Origin of the sequence: Rhodococcus sp. IEGM 1354 (assembly GCF_030056855.1) — a bacterium.
GTDB lineage: Bacteria > Actinomycetota > Actinomycetes > Mycobacteriales > Mycobacteriaceae > Rhodococcoides.
In genome coordinates, this window is the sequence record NZ_JASHKT010000002.1 from 333,959 (window position 1) to 349,448 (window position 15,490).

17 protein-coding genes and 1 other RNA gene are annotated in these 15,490 nt (G+C 65.1%); 10 read left to right on the forward strand and 8 right to left on the reverse strand.

The genetic code is table 11. The features are described 5' to 3' along the window. The first annotated feature begins 14 nt into the window (after positions 1-14). Positions 15-983 carry a cobalamin biosynthesis protein gene (locus tag QM588_RS06055; RefSeq protein WP_283312169.1) on the forward strand — a complete coding sequence of 323 codons (969 nt, stop codon included), beginning with the start codon at positions 15-17 and terminating at the stop codon, positions 981-983. Here the strand turns inward: QM588_RS06055 and QM588_RS06060 are convergent. From QM588_RS06060 to QM588_RS06070, 3 genes are read right to left on the reverse strand one after another with little or no spacing between them, the layout of a single operon-like run. After that, positions 924-1,841, reverse strand: coding sequence for an SURF1 family cytochrome oxidase biogenesis protein (locus QM588_RS06060; protein WP_283312170.1), 918 nt, complete (start codon positions 1,839-1,841; stop codon positions 924-926). The genes QM588_RS06055 and QM588_RS06060 overlap by 60 nt on opposite strands. Before the next feature lie 18 nt (positions 1,842-1,859). Beyond that, positions 1,860-2,333, reverse strand: a complete 474-nt coding sequence (locus QM588_RS06065) for a low molecular weight protein-tyrosine-phosphatase (protein WP_283312171.1) — start codon at positions 2,331-2,333, stop codon at positions 1,860-1,862. Beyond that, complete coding sequence (locus QM588_RS06070) at positions 2,330-3,022, reverse strand: HAD-IA family hydrolase (RefSeq protein WP_283312172.1); 693 nt, start codon at positions 3,020-3,022, stop codon at positions 2,330-2,332. Before QM588_RS06070 ends, QM588_RS06065 begins: the two co-directional genes overlap by 4 nt. Before the next feature lie 42 nt (positions 3,023-3,064). On the opposite strand from QM588_RS06070, the gene cobC reads away from it, so the two are divergent. The 4 genes from cobC (at position 3,065) to QM588_RS06090 (ending at position 7,190) form a co-directional block, all read left to right on the forward strand. After that, positions 3,065-4,102: an Rv2231c family pyridoxal phosphate-dependent protein CobC gene (gene cobC, locus QM588_RS06075; RefSeq protein WP_283312173.1), complete on the forward strand. Its 1,038-nt coding sequence runs from the start codon at positions 3,065-3,067 to the stop codon at positions 4,100-4,102. Positions 4,103-4,116: 14 nt separating this feature from the next. Continuing rightward, positions 4,117-5,238, forward strand: coding sequence for a Nif3-like dinuclear metal center hexameric protein (locus QM588_RS06080; RefSeq protein WP_283312174.1), 1,122 nt, complete (start codon positions 4,117-4,119; stop codon positions 5,236-5,238). Between the two features lie 105 nt (positions 5,239-5,343). Then, complete coding sequence (locus tag QM588_RS06085; RefSeq protein ID WP_027497425.1) at positions 5,344-6,081, forward strand: zinc ribbon domain-containing protein; 738 nt, start codon at positions 5,344-5,346, stop codon at positions 6,079-6,081. Continuing rightward, positions 6,078-7,190 carry a bifunctional RNase H/acid phosphatase gene (locus QM588_RS06090; protein WP_283312176.1) on the forward strand — a complete coding sequence of 371 codons (1,113 nt, stop codon included), beginning with the start codon at positions 6,078-6,080 and terminating at the stop codon, positions 7,188-7,190. The genes QM588_RS06085 and QM588_RS06090 overlap by 4 nt, the downstream gene beginning before the upstream one ends. 19 nt (positions 7,191-7,209) lie before the next feature. Here QM588_RS06090 and QM588_RS06095 read toward each other — a convergent pair whose 3' ends face one another. Both QM588_RS06095 and QM588_RS06100 read right to left on the reverse strand, forming a co-directional pair. Next, positions 7,210-8,460, reverse strand: coding sequence for an SLC13 family permease (locus tag QM588_RS06095; protein ID WP_283312177.1), 1,251 nt, complete (start codon positions 8,458-8,460; stop codon positions 7,210-7,212). Continuing rightward, positions 8,457-8,981, reverse strand: coding sequence for a DUF1697 domain-containing protein (locus QM588_RS06100; protein ID WP_283312178.1), 525 nt, complete (start codon positions 8,979-8,981; stop codon positions 8,457-8,459). The genes QM588_RS06095 and QM588_RS06100 overlap by 4 nt, the downstream gene beginning before the upstream one ends. Positions 8,982-9,052: 71 nt before the next feature. Here QM588_RS06100 and QM588_RS06105 point away from each other — a divergent pair, with 71 nt between their 5' ends. The 5 genes from QM588_RS06105 to QM588_RS06125 all read left to right on the forward strand — a co-directional run bounded on the left by QM588_RS06105 (position 9,053) and on the right by QM588_RS06125 (position 13,185). Next, entirely contained in the window at positions 9,053-9,631 is a 579-nt protein-coding gene (locus QM588_RS06105; protein ID WP_283312179.1) for a TetR/AcrR family transcriptional regulator, read from the forward strand. Between the two features lie 35 nt (positions 9,632-9,666). Continuing rightward, a complete protein-coding gene (locus tag QM588_RS06110) occupies positions 9,667-11,031 on the forward strand; it encodes an MFS transporter (protein ID WP_283312181.1) in 1,365 nt (454 codons plus the stop codon). A gap of 25 nt (positions 11,032-11,056) precedes the next feature. After that, positions 11,057-11,497, forward strand: an RNA gene (gene rnpB, locus QM588_RS06115) — RNase P RNA component class A. Between the two features lie 57 nt (positions 11,498-11,554). After that, complete coding sequence (locus QM588_RS06120) at positions 11,555-11,737, forward strand: hypothetical protein (RefSeq protein ID WP_027497419.1); 183 nt, start codon at positions 11,555-11,557, stop codon at positions 11,735-11,737. Between the two features lie 2 nt (positions 11,738-11,739). Beyond that, positions 11,740-13,185: an RNB domain-containing ribonuclease gene (locus tag QM588_RS06125; protein ID WP_283312183.1), complete on the forward strand. Its 1,446-nt coding sequence runs from the start codon at positions 11,740-11,742 to the stop codon at positions 13,183-13,185. Here QM588_RS06125 and pip read toward each other — a convergent pair. The 3 genes from pip to panB are packed head-to-tail and all read right to left on the reverse strand — an operon-like array spanning position 13,175 to position 15,475. Then, the gene (gene pip / locus QM588_RS06130) at positions 13,175-14,131 is read right to left on the reverse strand and encodes a prolyl aminopeptidase (RefSeq protein ID WP_283312184.1); all 957 of its coding nucleotides are present in this window, start codon (positions 14,129-14,131) and stop codon (positions 13,175-13,177) included. The genes QM588_RS06125 and pip overlap by 11 nt on opposite strands. Position 14,132: 1 nt before the next feature. Next, positions 14,133-14,582 carry a hypothetical protein gene (locus QM588_RS06135; RefSeq protein ID WP_283312185.1) on the reverse strand — a complete coding sequence of 150 codons (450 nt, stop codon included), beginning with the start codon at positions 14,580-14,582 and terminating at the stop codon, positions 14,133-14,135. Between the two features lie 41 nt (positions 14,583-14,623). After that, complete coding sequence (panB, locus tag QM588_RS06140) at positions 14,624-15,475, reverse strand: 3-methyl-2-oxobutanoate hydroxymethyltransferase (protein ID WP_032368131.1); 852 nt, start codon at positions 15,473-15,475, stop codon at positions 14,624-14,626. Between the last annotated feature and the right edge of the window lie 15 nt (positions 15,476-15,490).

The following is a 15,490-nucleotide window of genomic DNA, read 5'->3' on the forward strand; positions in this document are numbered from 1 at the left end:
GATAGATTCGTGCGATGTGGACACACCCCCGAGCGATCGGATTGCTGGTCGGATACGGCCTGGATCGAGTGTTCACAGACCCACAGCGATGGCATCCGGTAGCAGGATTCGGAACGGCTGCCCTTCGCGTCGAGGCTCGGCTCTACCGCGACAACAGGATTGCGGGTGTCCTCCATACCGCCGTAATGGTCGGAGGCGTCACCGCACTCGGAATCGCGTCCACGCGAGCAGTGTCGCGTCTCGGCCCACCGGCCGAGGCCGCTCTGGTGGCTACCGCGACGTGGGCCGCGCTGGGCGGAACATCGTTGTCGGTAGTAGGTCGCTCGATGGCCGATCGCCTCGACCGAGACGACCTGCCCGGCGCACGCGCATTGCTCCCGTCACTGTGCGGGCGTGACCCGGCATTCCTCGACTCCGACGGGCTGGCGCGCGCGGCACTCGAATCCATTGCCGAGAACACATCCGACGCGACAGTCGGTGTCGTGGTGTGGGGAGCCCTGGCCGGCGTACCGGGAATCCTGGCGTACCGAGCCAGCAACACACTCGATGCAATGGTGGGATACCGGTCTCCGAAATACCTACGTTTCGGATGGGCCGCCGCACGCCTCGACGACGCGCTGAACCTGTTGCCGGCACGAGTCACGGGTGCGGCGACCGTTCTCGCGGCACCGCTGGTGCAGGGTTCTGCGGCACACGCGCTACGGGTGTGGCGACGCGACGCGTCCCGTCATCCCAGCCCCAATGCCGGGGTGCCGGAAGCCGCGTCGGCGGGAGCGCTCGGACTACAGCTCGGTGGGCGCACTCAGTACCGGCACGGCGTGGAGATCAGGCCGACACTCGGCGACGGGCGAGCGCCCACGGCACGGGACCTTCGACGAGCAGTCGCTCTGTCGACGCGGGTGCAAGAACTCGCGACGGCCGCGTCAGCGGTTCTTGCCGTATCGATCCGCCAAGCGAGGATCCGTCGGCGTTCTCGCCTGTGATGCCGCGCGGGCCCTGGCGCGCTTCTCGCGTCGGGTCGGAAGAGTGAATTCTTCTTCGTCGTCCGGCGCGGAATCGTCGTCGGACGTCGGGTCGGACTCATCGGACATCGCGTCGGCCATCTCGGTTCGAGACATGCGTCGCTCCCGCAGCTCGGCGCGGACGAAATACGCAAGACCCAACGGTGCCATGATGCCGAACGCCAACCACTGCAGTCCGTAGGAAAGATACGGGCCCGCATCGGTCTGCGGTAGTTCGATGAGCCCGAGGCCACCGGGCTGGCCGTCGTCGAGCTGCAGATACCCGTCGATCGCGTCGACGCCGACCGCTGCGCCGATCTGCTCCGGGTTGATGTTGTACACCTGCAGGCGGCCGTCCTCCTGGATCGGCTCACGTGATGTTCCTTCGGCCTGACGAACGCGGGCATCGAGAGTGACCGGGCCTGTCGGAGCTGCCGCGAACTCGGGCGGTCGCGTTCCCTCCACCGGGAGCACGTATCCGCGGTTGACGAGAACAGTAGGGCCACCGTCGATGACGAACGGAGTGATGACCTCGTACGCGGGCTGCTCACGAATGCTGCGCAGCCGCACCAGGGCGTCGGAATTCTCCACGTAACTGCCCTGCGCGATCACCCGCCGCCATTCGTCGTCGGCCGCGAATCCGTTTCCGGTGAGAACGTCGGTGATCGGCACCGGATCTGCCCCGACCGATCGGGTGATCAAGTCGTTGCGTGCTGAAGTCGAGGTGTTCTTGCCCAGCTGCCACGGAGCGAGCACGCTGAAGCACAAGAATGCGAACGCCAGCGCGACGGCGGCCAGCACCAACCACTTCGGACGCAGCAAGAACCGTAACTTCTCCACCCCACCACGGTAGCCGGGTCAGGCAGTCAGCCGAGACCGCGCCCAATCGATCAAGCCGGGCACGGCATCCTCGATCTGTTCTCGCACCTCGGTGAACGCAGAATCCGACGAGTAGTAGGGATCTGCGACCGACGCATCGTCGGCGTCGGGATCGAACGAACGCAGCAGCTGCACCCGATCGGCCGGTGCACCCAACTGCAGTAGAGATCGAGCGTGGCCGGTGTCGAGAGCAACGATCAGATCGGCAGCGAGGTGGTCCGGTCCCACCTGGTTCGCTTCGTGTTCGCTCTCGTAGCCGTGCGCATCGAGTTCCGCGACCGTCCGCGGGTCTGCCCCGTCGCCGACATGCCACCCGTCGATTCCCGCGCTCAATACGCGGACAGCGTCACCCAGACCCGCCTCGCGTAGGTGTGCGGCGAACACCTTCTCGGCCATCGGTGATCGACAGATGTTTCCGGTGCACACGAACGTCACATGCAGTGGCTCGCTCACCGCGACGCCTCCGTGTTCTGCTCGAGCACGACGGCCAGTTCGTCCATGCTCGACGCGGTGAACGCGGCGTCGTCGCTCTCACCGTCGATGCCGTAGCCCCATTCCACGTAGACCGCCGGAATTCCGAACCGGGCCGCGCCGTGCACATCGTGGTCGCGGTCGCCGATCATGATCACGCCTGCGGTGCCGCCGTCTGCGGATTCGACGGGATCGATGCCGAGATTGGTCAACGAGTGCGCGATGACGTCGGATTTCGCACGTCGCGACCCGTCGTTGCTGGCACCGCCGATGAAGTCGAAGTACCGGGACAACCCGAAGTGGTCGAGAATCCGGACGGCGAAGCGCTCCGATTTGGACGTCGCCACGCCCAGCCGAACACCGCGCTCTTGCAATCGCGTCAGCACTGTCTCGATGCCGTCGAACGCGGTGTTCTCGGCCCAACCCCGCTCGTCGTAGCGGTCGAAATAGGCGGCGAGCGCGCGCTGAGCTGCCTCCTCGTCCAGGCCCATCGAGCGCAGAGTGTCGATCAGCGGTGGACCGACGACGAGAGAAAGTTGCTGTTCGGTCGGTTCGGGAGCACCGACCGAGGCCAGCGCGTGGCGAAATCCTGCGTGAATTCCCGGCGCAGAATCGGTCAACGTTCCGTCGAGATCGAACAGGACAACGGATGCGGGCAGAGCGGCAGACATGGCCTGAGCCTATCGGTGCACGTGACGGCTAGGCTCGTCGCGATGTCCGATACAGCGTCCGGCCCCGATGCACTTCTCCGTCATCACGGAGATCTCGAGGTCGGCTCGGGCCTCGTCGACTTCGCCGTCAACGTGCGCGGTAACGGTCCGCCGCCGTGGCTTCGTGATCGGCTCGCTGCAGCACTGGACTTGCTCGGGTCGTATCCATCGGGGGCAGCCGAGCGGGCGGCGCGGGAGCAGGTTGCTGCACACCACGGACGCGAGCCGGACGAGGTACTGCTGCTCGGTGGCGGAGCCGAAGGATTCGCGATGCTGCCGCGGCTCGAGCCGGCCCTCGTGGCAACCCTGCATCCGTCGTTCACCGAGCCCGACTGGGTGCTCGAGCAGGCCGGCATTCCCGTGCATCGGGTGTTACTCCCGCCGCCGTTTCTGCTCGATCCGGGCCTGGTGCCCGAGGCCGCCGACATGGTGATCGTCGGCAATCCCACCAATCCGACGTCGGTGCTGCATCCCCGAGAAGAAGTACTCGGTCTGCGTAGGCCCGGCCGCACGGTCGTGGTCGACGAAGCATTCGCCGACGCAGTGACGGGAGCAGGAGAATCGGTCTCCTCGGACAGCGTCGCGGACGTGCTGGTACTCCGAAGCCTGACGAAGACGTGGGCATTGGCGGGGTTGCGGTGCGGCTACGCTCTGGCCCATCCCGACGTACTCGAACGAATGCAGCGGGGCCGTGCGCACTGGCCACTCGGCACTCTGCAACTCGAAGCAATCCGTGCCTGTACCGAGCCGTTCGCGGTCGAGCAGGCCCGAGCCGACGCCCTGCGTATCGACGCCGAACGTGACGCCATGATCGCGAGACTGACCGCACTCGGTCTCGACATTGCCGGACCGGCGCGAGCGCCGTTTCTTCTGGCGCGGGTCGATGACGCCGACGGGATCCGAGAACGTTTGCGCACGAGGGGAATTGCGGTTCGGCGCGGCGACACGTTTCCCGGACTCGATCGCAACTACCTACGCGTCGCCGTACGGGACTCGGCACACGTCGACATACTGGTGCATGCGTTGAACACCGTTCTGTGAGGAGAGCAATCGGCATGGCAGTGACTCTGGCGAGCGTTATGGAGGTTCTCGACAAGGCATACCCGCCTCGATTGGCCGAGAGCTGGGACTCAGTGGGATTGGTATGCGGAGATCCGGATTCCATTGTGCGACAAGTGCTCTACGCCGTCGACGTCACCCCGGCCGTCGTGGACGAGGCCATTTCCTGGGGTGCCGACCTCATCGTCGCCCATCACCCTCTGCTGCTCAAAGGAGTCGATTCGGTTGCGGCCGACACCGCCAAAGGCTCGGTGATCCACCGCCTGATCAAGGCCGACTGCGCGCTGTTCACCGCCCATACCAACGCAGACTCGGCCGATCCCGGTGTCTCCGACGCACTCGCGTCGGCCCTCGGTGTGATCGACACCAGGCCACTCGATCCCATTCCTGCTCCGGCGCACGACAAATGGGTCGTATTCGTGCCGTCCGCCGACACCGCGGCGGTGCGCCAGGCGCTGTTCGACGCCGGAGCCGGTGAGATCGGCGACTACAGCGAAGCGAGTTGGCACACCGAGGGGCTCGGCCAGTTCCGGCCGCAGCCCGGTGCTCATCCGACGCTCGGTGTCGTCGGCGAAGTCCACACCGTGACCGAGGACCGAATCGAGGTGGTGGCATCCCGGGCCGACCGCGCCCGGATACAGTCCGCGCTCAGGCGCGCGCATCCGTACGAGGAGCCCGCGTTCGATGTCTTCGAATCCGCGGCCCTACCGTCGTGCACCGGTTTGGGGCGGATCGGACGATTGCCTGATCCGATGACGCTCGCCGAGTTCACCGAGGTCGTCCGAGACGCTCTGCCGGCCACCAGCTGGGGAGTGCGAGCGGCGGGCGATCCGGACGCGACGGTGTCGATCGTCGCCCTGTGCGGGGGAGCAGGGGACTCGTTCCTCGCAACCGTCGCGCGGACCGACGCCGACGTCTATGTCACGTCCGATCTCAGGCATCATCCCGTCGACGAGCACCTGAGGGCGGGTGGGCCCGCGGTGATCGACACGGCCCACTGGGCGTCGGAGTTCCCGTGGTGTGCTCAGGCGAGGGGCGTCGTGGACGCCGAATTCGGCGAGACGGAGGGCTGGAGCAGCAGGGTCAGCGATGTGCGTACCGACCCGTGGACGCTGTGACCGACGAACCCCGCGACCGGGGAGTGCACGGATCCGGCTCGGTACGTTCTGCGCAGCCGGTAGGGTAATCGGAATCAACTTCCATAGTCGCAGGAGTCATCAAGCGTGAACGTCGATCCCAAAGTCCAGGCCTCGCTACTCGAATTGGCCGGTGTGGATACCGAACTCTCGCAGATCGCCCATCGCCGAAAGACCCTCCCCGAGCAGCAGGAGGTCGACAAACTCGAGGCCGAGCGCATCACCCGCAAGGATGCTGCCGTTACGGTGCAGATCTCGATGGACGACCTCGATCGCGACATCCGCAAGCTCGAGGGCGAAGTCGATGCCGTTCGCCAGCGCGAGGCGCGCGACAAGAAGATGCTCGAGAGCGGCACGATTGCGCCCAAGCAGATGACCGAGCTGCAGCACGAGCTGGGCAGTCTCGAACGGCGGCAGAGCATCCTCGAGGAAGAACTGCTCGAAGTCATGGAACAGCGCGAGGCCAGCGAACGCGACTACGAACACGCCGGGGCGCAGCTGACGCAGATCGAGGACGAAATGGTCGACGCCGGTCGTCGCCGCGACGACGCTGTCGCAGATCTGGACGTCGCCGAGAAGCGGAGCGCCGAGCGTCGCGAGGCATTGATCTCGGGTATGCCGGCCGATCTGCTGGCTCTGTACGAGAAGCAGCGCGCACTGACCGGTCGAGGCGCAGCATTGCTGCAGGCCCGCCGATGTGGCGCATGCCGAATCGAGCTCGATCGCAACGAAATTGCGAGCATTGCCAACAAGCCTGCCGATGCTCTGGTTCGTTGCTCGGAATGCAACGCAATCCTGGTGCGCACCAAGGAGTCCGGAATTTGAGTGCCGCGCAACGGGTCGTCGTCGAAGCCGACGGCGGCTCCCGCGGTAACCCGGGGCCTGCCGGGTACGGAGCCGTGGTGTTCTCGGCAGATCGCAGCGAGGTGTTGGCCGAACGCCGGGAGGCACTGGGAATCGCAACGAACAACGTGGCCGAGTACAGGGGCCTCATCGCCGCGTTGACCGCGGCCGCGGACGTGGGTGCCCGTGAGGTCGAGGTTCGGATGGATTCCAAACTCGTCGTCGAACAGATGTCGGGACGCTGGAAGGTCAAGCATCCCGACATGATTCCGCTCAATCGCCGAGCGGCGGAGCTTGCTCGCACGTTCGATCGCGTCACCTTCCAGTGGATTCCGCGGGAGCAGAACTCACACGCCGACGGTCTGGCGAACGAGGCGATGGACGCCGCGGCCAAGGGGATCGACCTTCCTGATCTGCCCGATTCCGAACCGGCCGCGAAGCAACCCGCGGCGGCCCCCGGGTGGACCGGTGCAGTGGGCGACCCCACTCGAATGTTGTTGTTGCGCCACGGCCAGACCGCGCTGTCGGTCGACCGGCGATACTCCGGCCGCGGAAATCCGGAACTGACCGAGCTGGGGGTTCGACAGGCCACCGCTGCGGCGGTAAGGCTCGGCCGACACGACGACATCGCAGCGATCGTGTCGTCCCCTCTCGGCCGCGCCCGACAGACCGCCGACGCCGCGGCAGGTGCACTCGGACTCGATGTGACCACCGTCGACGATCTGACCGAAACGGACTTCGGCGACTGGGAAGGTCTGACCTTCGCAGAGGCGAAAGACCGCTATCCCGAGCAACATCGGGCCTGGCTGGGCGACACCTCGGTGACCCCGCCCAACGGTGAAAGTTTCGACGCAGTGCGCACTCGAATCGAATCGGCCCGCGATCGATTGATCGAAGACTATGCGGGTAAGACGATCGTCGTCGTGACACACGTGACGCCGATCAAGACACTGCTGCAACTGGCACTGGACGTCGGACCGTCACTGCTCTACCGAATGCACCTGGACCTCGCGTCGCTGAGCATCGCCGAGTTCTACCCCGACGGCGGGGCATCGGTGAAATTGGTCAACGACACGTCTCACCTGACCTGATCCTGCGGAGGTGCGGGTCTCAGATCTGCAGCGCCAGCCACAGGCCCGCCACTGCTCCGACGATGGTCAACGGGGTCGTGATGACGCCGAGAATGGTGAACGTCCTCAGATCCGCCGGCTCGTCGTTGGCCGATGCGACGCGTCGCCACAACATGATCGCCAGTGAACCGACGTAGGTAAGGTTGGGCCCGAGGTTGACCCCGATCACCATGGCCAGCAACAACGCCGGGGGAGCGTCCGCGCCGAAGGCCGCCAGCAGCAGCAATGTAGCGGGCAGGTTGTTGACGATGTTCGACGCCACCGCCGCAATGGCAGCTGCGGCCAACAGGGACGCGAAGGTGGTGTCCGACGGCAGAATTCGCGCCAGCCAGTCGCCGATCGGGCCCGTCGTCACGCCGAGCACGACAATTCCGAGAAGGAAGACGAAGCCACAGAACGGCAGATCGGCACCGCGCAGAATCGCGCGAGGCGTGGTGTGGCGAGCTCGAAGTGCCGGGATCGCGAGCGCAATCGACCCCACGGCAGCCACCCAGAACGGTTCGATATCGAACAGTCCTGCCACGGCGAAGCCGATTAATGTCGCGCCGAGGATGACGAGTGTGCTTCGCGGTGCTGGGACGTCGTCAGTGCTGTGTTCGGTCGCGGAGTCCGTCGGTGTCGCAGTGCGGGTCAGATCCTTGCGGAAGAAGATCAGGAACACCGCCAGTTCGATGGCGACCGCGAAAATCCACGGTAGCGCCATCAGTGCGGTGAAGTGAAGGAAGGTCAGGCCCGTCGCAGCGAAGGCCAGCAGGTTGGTCAGATTCGACACCGGCAGCAAGGTCGACGCCGAATTGGACAGGTGCGCAGTGGCGTAACTGTGTGGACGCGGCGACATCCCCAGGATCCGAGCGGCACCGATGATGGCCGGTGTCAGCAGAACAACGGTCGCGTCGAGGCTCAGTACGGCTGTGGTGGCCGCGGCAGCGGCGAACACGAGGGTCAGCAGTCTGCGGGGGCTGCCCTTGGATCCGCGGCGTAGCTTCGCAGCGATCCAGGTGAACACACCGAGGGCATCCGACAGATGCGCCAGGATCAGGATGAACGCCAAAAAGACGACGGTGGGTGCGAGTTCGAGTACCTGCTCACGGGCGGCGTCGAGGCTGACGAGGCCGACGAGAAGAACCACTGCGGCCGCTGGAAGTGCAGCAACGATCTCGGGTAGTCCCCGGGGGCGAACGATGGCGAAGACGAGAACGGCGGCGACCAATGCCGCAGCGAGAACGGTCACGCGAGAATCTTCACGAGAGTGCGGACGTTCCGCGTGGTGGTCGTGGCCTTGTACTTCGCCTTCGCCGTGGCTTTTCCGAACGTACTGTCGGTGGTGTTGCCCTTGCGCACCTCCCAGTAGAGCACCCTGTTCCCCTCGGCAATCCTCTCGAGATCGGGGTCGAGTTCCACTGTAAGAGCGGACAATTCGGTCAAATGGCTATCGTCGTTACCGAACACCACATAAGGATGCCAGCCCTCCCGTTCGGCGTCGAACGGGTAGGACTCCACTATCGCCCTCAGTGTCGGGACGTCGAGTACGACAACCCAGGCTCGGTAGCCGAACGTCTCGGCGAGCGTGCTCTCCACCTGTGCTTTCAGGGCGGCGGCCGCCAGCGGCGACTGCAGCAGTACGTTGCCGGTCGCCAGAATCGTGCGGACATTCGTGAAGCCGGCCGAGGCCAGAGCTGCGCGGAGGTCGACCATCTTGATGTTGATGCCGCCGACGTTGATGCCGCGCAGCAGCACAACCCATTCACTCATGGAAGGAACTGTAGTGAAGCGCACGAGAACAACCATTGAAGTCAGTAGTTAGTAACCAGTAACTTGGCGGCATGGCGCAGAGAGGACGGATGACAGGCCCGGAACGACGGCAGCAAATACTGCGGATAGCGGCAGACGAATTTGCAGCGTCCGGACTGCACGGCGGTTCGACCGACAGGATCGCCCGCGAAGCAGGGATCACCCAGGCCTACATCTTTCGAATATTCGGAACCAAGAAGGCACTCTTCTCCGAGCTGGTGGTCGCGTCGTTCGACCGTGTGGCGGATGGGATGCGCGAGGCCGCAGGTACTGCCACCGGTCAGCAAGCCTTGGCCTCGATGGGGGAGTGCTATCACGCCATGCTCGAGGATCGAACCTCACTACTGCTGCAGCTGCAGGGGATCGCCGCGTGTGGCGACGAAGAGGTGCGCGACGCCGTTCGAGAGGCGTTCGGCCGGATGTGGAACACCGTCGTAGAGGTCACCGGTCTCGATGCGGTGACCGTCAAAGCGTTTCTGGCGTTCGGCATGCTGCTCAACAGTGGCGCGGCCCTGCAGATTCATGACGTCGACCAACCCTGGGCGAACGGAGTGGGCACTCGTATCCACGCCGGATTGTTCGACCACATCACGAGCGAGACGAACCGTTGATCTCCGGCTCCGAGCACGACGAATCACGAATGCTCGTGCCTTCTCTGTTGTTCGTCGGAGTCGTCGTCGCCGCTGTCGGTAGCCTCGGTGCCCCGCTGATCACCAGCGTCGCAACCACTTTCGACGTCTCCCTCTCCAGTGCACAGTGGACGTTGACGTTGGCTTTGTTGACCGGTGCCGTCACGACACCGGTTCTGGGCCGCCTCGGATCGGGTCCGCATCGACGGGCAGCAATCCTCGGGACACTGGGCGTCGTCTCGGCCGGAGGCATTCTGACCGCACTGCCGCTGTCCTTCTCCTGGCTGCTCCTCGGCCGCGCAGCCCAGGGAGTGGGACTGGCCCTGACTTCGATGCTGATGGGTGTGGTGCGAGATCATCTGTCCGACAAGCGGTCCGGATCGACCATTTCTTTGTTGTCGGTCGCGTCTACTGCGGGTGTCGGTGTGGGCTATCCCTTGTCGGGGTTTCTGGCCGAGCACGGCGGTCTACGGCTCGCATACGGATTCGGTGCTGCGATGACGGTCATGGCGTTTGCGGTTGCTCTGCGAGTTGTTCCTGTCTCGACGCGCACGCGCGCGACGCGCATCGACGTTCCGGGTGCGGTGCTGCTAGCGCTCCCTCTCACACTGGTGCTCGTTCTCATCAGTGAGACCGCGCTGTGGACGAGCCGCCCCTGGACGGCGGGGGTGCTGGCTGCCGTCTCGGTCGTCGCTGCGGGCATGTGGGTGCGTGTCGAACTGAGAAGCTCGGCGCCGCTCGTCGATCTTCGGTTGTTTCGTCACAGGGCCGTGGTCGGAGCGAACGGCGCAATGTTTCTCGGCGGCATCGGCATGTATCTGCTGCTGACCCTCGCTACGCGCTTCGCGCAGACGCCTTCCGGTGCCGGATACGGTTTCGGCCTCGACGTGTTCGCGGCGGGCCTCGTCCTGGTTCCGTTCTCGGTGTTCGGATTTCTCGCCGGCAAGCTGGTACCCAGAGCGCTGCGTCGGGTGGGGGCAGGCAGCGCGCTGACGGTCAGCGCACTGATCGTTCTGGTGGCTCTCGCCTTGTTCGCCGGTACCCGCGCCGGCGTCGGTGAACTCTGTGCGGTGATGGCGATTCTGGGTTTCGGAGTCGGAAGCTTTTCGGCCGCGCTGCCGGCCGTCGTGCTGCCGGTGGTGCCCTCTGCGGAGACCTCGAGCGTCATGAGTGTCAACCAGGTGGTGCGCAGTGTCGGATTCTCTTTCGGAAGCGCGATCGGTGGTCTGGTACTCGCCGCCGGAACGAGTCCGGGCTCCACCTTCCCCGGAGAGGATGTCTACACGTCCGCCGCCTGGGTGGGGGTGGTCGTCACCGCTGCCGCGGCCATCGTGAGTGCCTCTGTTCTTCATGGCCGGGCAATCGCCGGGCATCCGACGTGAGGCGGGTAGAGTACGCAATCGCGAACGAGTTGGCCGGACGGCTGCGGCTCGGAGGACCGGCGGATCATGTCCGTCGCGCTTCGGGCCGAGGAAAGTCCGGACTCCACAGAGCAGGGCGGTTGTTAACGGCAACCCGAGGTGACTCGCGGGACAGTGCCACAGAAAACAGACCGCCTGCGGATCGGTTCTTCGGAATCGAGCTGCAGGTCAGGGTGAAACGGTGCGGTAAGAGCGCACCAGCATCCCAGGTGACTGGGATGGCTAGGTAAACCCCGCCCGGAGCAAGGTCGAAGGCTGCACCCCGCAAGCGGTGCAGCTGCGCAGGTGCTCGAGGGCTGCTCGCCCGAGCCTGCGGGTGGACTGCTCGAGGTACCCGGCAACGGTGTGCCCAGATGGATGGTCGTCGATTCGGACCCGCGCGAGCGGGAACGTTGAACAGGATCCGGCTTACAGGCCGACTCGTTCGCACTCACTTTTCTCGCAGTTCTCCTGCCGCGTCGCTCCATGGGGCACACTGGAAGTCATGACCGACGACGACAGCTCCTGGTACTACGACATCAGCACCAAGCAGGTTGTGCAGGGCAAGGAGACCAATGCCCTCGACCGCATGGGTCCGTATCCGGACAAGGCCACCGCAGAGCAGGCGCTGAAGATCGCAGCCGCCCGCAACAAGGCCGCCGACTCCGACGACGACTGGAACAACTGACGGTGCTGCTCACCCGGCTGAGGGCTCCGAACTTCGATTTCGAGTCCATCAGATCCGAGTTCGGTCTGTCCGATGTCTTCGACGCAGACGTGATGCGCGAAGCGATCGAAGCCCGAGACCTGCACGCCGACAGCAGAATCGACCGCACCGACATTCCTTTCGTGACCATCGACCCACCCGGCTCGAAGGACCTCGACCAAGCCGTACACATCGAGAAGACGGCCAACGGCTTGGTGGTGCACTACGCGATCGCCGACGTGGGTGCGCTGGTGATGCCGGGGGGAGCGCTCGACGTGGAAACCCGCCGACGCGGCCAGACGTACTATCTCCCCGACGGATCTGTTCCGTTGCACCCACGTGAGTTGTCGGAGGGCTCGGGAAGCCTGTTGGAGGGACAGACTCGCTGCGCTGCACTGTGGACCATCGAACTCGACGACGTCGGTGAAGCCGCGGCGTGGACCGTCACCCGGGCGCTCGTGCGATCGACCGCGCGTCTCGATTACGCGGGAGTGCAAGCGGACTTCGACGCCGGCACACCGCACCCGTCGATCGCTGCCCTTGCCGAGTTCGGACACCTACGGGCGGAGGCAGCGAGGCGTCGCGGAGCCATCGACATCACGCTCCCCGAGCAGGAAGTGGTTCCGGACGGGCACGGTTGGCGAATCGTTCTGCAACCGCGAACAGCAGTCGACGGCTGGAACGCCGAGGTGTCCTTGCTGACGGGAATGTGCGCAGCCAGAATCATGCTCGACGCCGGAATCGGCATCGTACGCACGCTTCCGCCCGCACCGCCCGAGGCCGTCGAGACCCTGAAGAAGACCGCGAACGCACTCGGAATCGAGTGGCCCGCCGGCGCATCCGCCGGCGCAGTGCTCGCCGGCCTGCCCACCGACGAACCGTCGACCCTGGCGATGATGACTCAGGCCACGGGATTGCTTCGCGGAGCGGACTATTCGGCCTTCGACAGTAGAACCCCGAACTCGACCGTCGATGCACCCGGCACCGACGATTCCGTCGAACACTCGGGCATAGGAGCGCCGTACGCCCATGTGACGGCCCCGTTGCGACGGCTGTCGGATCGGTTCGCCACCGAGGTGTGTCTGGCCGTGGTCGCCGGTGCGCCCGTCCCCGAGTGGGCGGCGCAGGCGCTACCGGAGCTACCGGCGATCATGCGTGGATCGGATTCTGCAGCATCGAAAGTGGACCGAGCCTGCATAGATCTGACCGAAGCGCACGTGCTCGGAGATCGAGTGGGTCAGACGTTCGACGCGGTGGTGCTGCGCGGTGCCGACGGTAAGCGCGACGCCGAGGTGCTCGTGTCCGAACCGATCGTGATGGGCAAGTGCGACGGCGAGCCGCCTGCGGGGGAGTCGGTGCAGGTCCGATTGACTCGGGCCGACACCGACTCGCGCACAGTCCGATTCGACTACCCGGCCGTCACGGCCTGAAGCGGTCGGTCGCCTCGACGAGGTGGTGGACGATGCCCGGCTCGGCCGCAGAATGGCCGGCATCGTCGACGATCACCAGATCCGCACCCGGCCAGGCCTTGTGCAGCGCCCACGCACTCGTGGCCGGGCACACCACGTCGTAACGGCCCTGCACGATCACGCCAGGAATACCGTCGAGCAGGTGTGCGTCACGTAGCAACTGGTTCTCTTCGAGGAAGCACCCGTTGCGGAAATAGTGGTTCTCGATTCCGGCGAAGGCGCGAGCGAAACGTGCATCCGAATTATGCTGCACAGCATCGGGTTTCGGAAGAAGGTAGCTGGTCGCTGCCTCCCAGGACGACCACGCCACCGCGGCCCGGGTCGCGGCAGCGTCGTCCTCGGACATCAGCTGTCGGTGATACGCCTCGACCAGATCCCCGTCGCGCTCGCCTTCCGGAATGGGGGCCAGAAACTCCTCCCACAGGTCCGGGAAGATGTGTCCGGCACCGCCGCGGTAGTACCAGTCGATCTCCGACGGCCGGACGAGGAAGATTCCTCGGAGCACGAGTCCTCGCACCCTGTCGCGATGCGTCTGTGCGTAGGCCAACGACAACGTGGAGCCCCAGGATCCGCCGAACACCAACCAGGTGTCGATGTTCAGGTGCTCGCGGAGTTTCTCCATGTCGGAGATCAAACGATCGGTGGTGTTGACCGACAGATCTGCCCCGTCGGCAATATGCGGGGTCGACAGCCCGCAGCCTCGCTGATCGAACAACACGATGCGGTAGACCTGCGGATCGAAGTAGCGACGCTGCAGCGGATTGGTGGCACCGCCGGGACCGCCGTGCACGAACACCACCGGTTCGCCGTCGGGGTTTCCGGAGATCTCCCAGTAGATCCGCTGCCCTTCGCCGACGTCGAGGTGACCGGTCTCCACGGGCTCGAGCTCCGGGTACAAGGTGCGCATCCTAGAAACCGACCAGACCGGAGGCCAGATCCGGGATGTCGAGGGAGCGGATGGCCTCGTCCCGCACGTCCGAGCACGTTTCGTTCGTGATGTTGTCGACGAGCGCGCGATTCTGCACCACCTGGAGGTTGATGACGCCGCTCTGCGCAGCCCAGGTCTGCACCAGAATGTTCAGACCGCCGCGACCGAGAGTGGGGCCCTGCACGCGCCAATTCGACAGCTGCGCCTCGAGATCGGTGCACAGCTGCTGCTTCTGGGCATCGGTGACAGCCGCTCCCGCAGCAGTCGTCGTCGCCACCGTCGTGCTCGGAGCGGTCGTCGTGGTCGACGACGAACCCGTATTGGTCGTGTCGGTGCTGCATGCCCCCACTACGACGAGAAGCGCAGCCGCACCGACCAGTGCGACTGCGCTTCTTCCTGCAATGGACGTCGTACCCCGTCTGATTGTCATGGCCCGAGTGTGCCATCCGAACCGGGATCAGAGGGTGCCGGTCAGTAGCTGTGTTCGGGTCCGGGGAAGACTCCCGAGCGCACCTCGGACATGTACGTGGTGGCTGCGGTGCGCAGTGAATCGCCCACGTCGGCGAACTTCTTGACGAACTTGGCGGTCTTGCCGTTGGTGTATCCGGCCATGTCCTGCCACACGAGAACCTGAGCGTCGCATTCGTTGCCTGCACCGATGCCGACCGTCGGGATCGTGAGCTTGCGGGTGACCTGGCCGGCAATGTCTGCGGGGACCATCTCCATGACGACGGCGAAGGCACCTGCCTCCTGAACGGCGATGGCGTCGGCGACGAGTTGTTCGGACGCGTCACCGCGGCCCTGGACGCGGAATCCGCCGAGGGTGTTGACGCTCTGTGGGGTGAATCCCACGTGGGCCATGACGGGGATGCCGGCAGCGGTGATGGCAGCGATCTGCGGTGCGACCCGCTCGCCGCCCTCGAGCTTCACAGCGCCCGCGAGGCCTTCCTTCATGAAACGAACAGCGGTTTCGAGTGCCTGCTGCGGTGAGGCTTCGTAGGTGCCGAAGGGCAGGTCGGCGACCACGAGGGCGTGCGGAGCGCCGCGTACCACCCCGCGTACGAGAGGAAGCAGCTCGTCCACGGTGATCGGCACGGTGGTGTCGTAGCCGTACACGACGTTGGCCGCGGAGTCACCGACGAGAAGCACAGGGACGCCGGCTTCTTCGAAGATGCGGGCACTGGAGTAGTCGTACGCAGTGAGCATTCCCCAACGCTCACCCTCTGCTTTCATCTGCAGCAGATGATGGGTACGGGTCTTGCGGGTCAGCGCGGTCGCCGGAGATTCGGTGGAGGAACCGCCGTACACAGCATTTTCGGACATCTTTGTCCCTTTCTG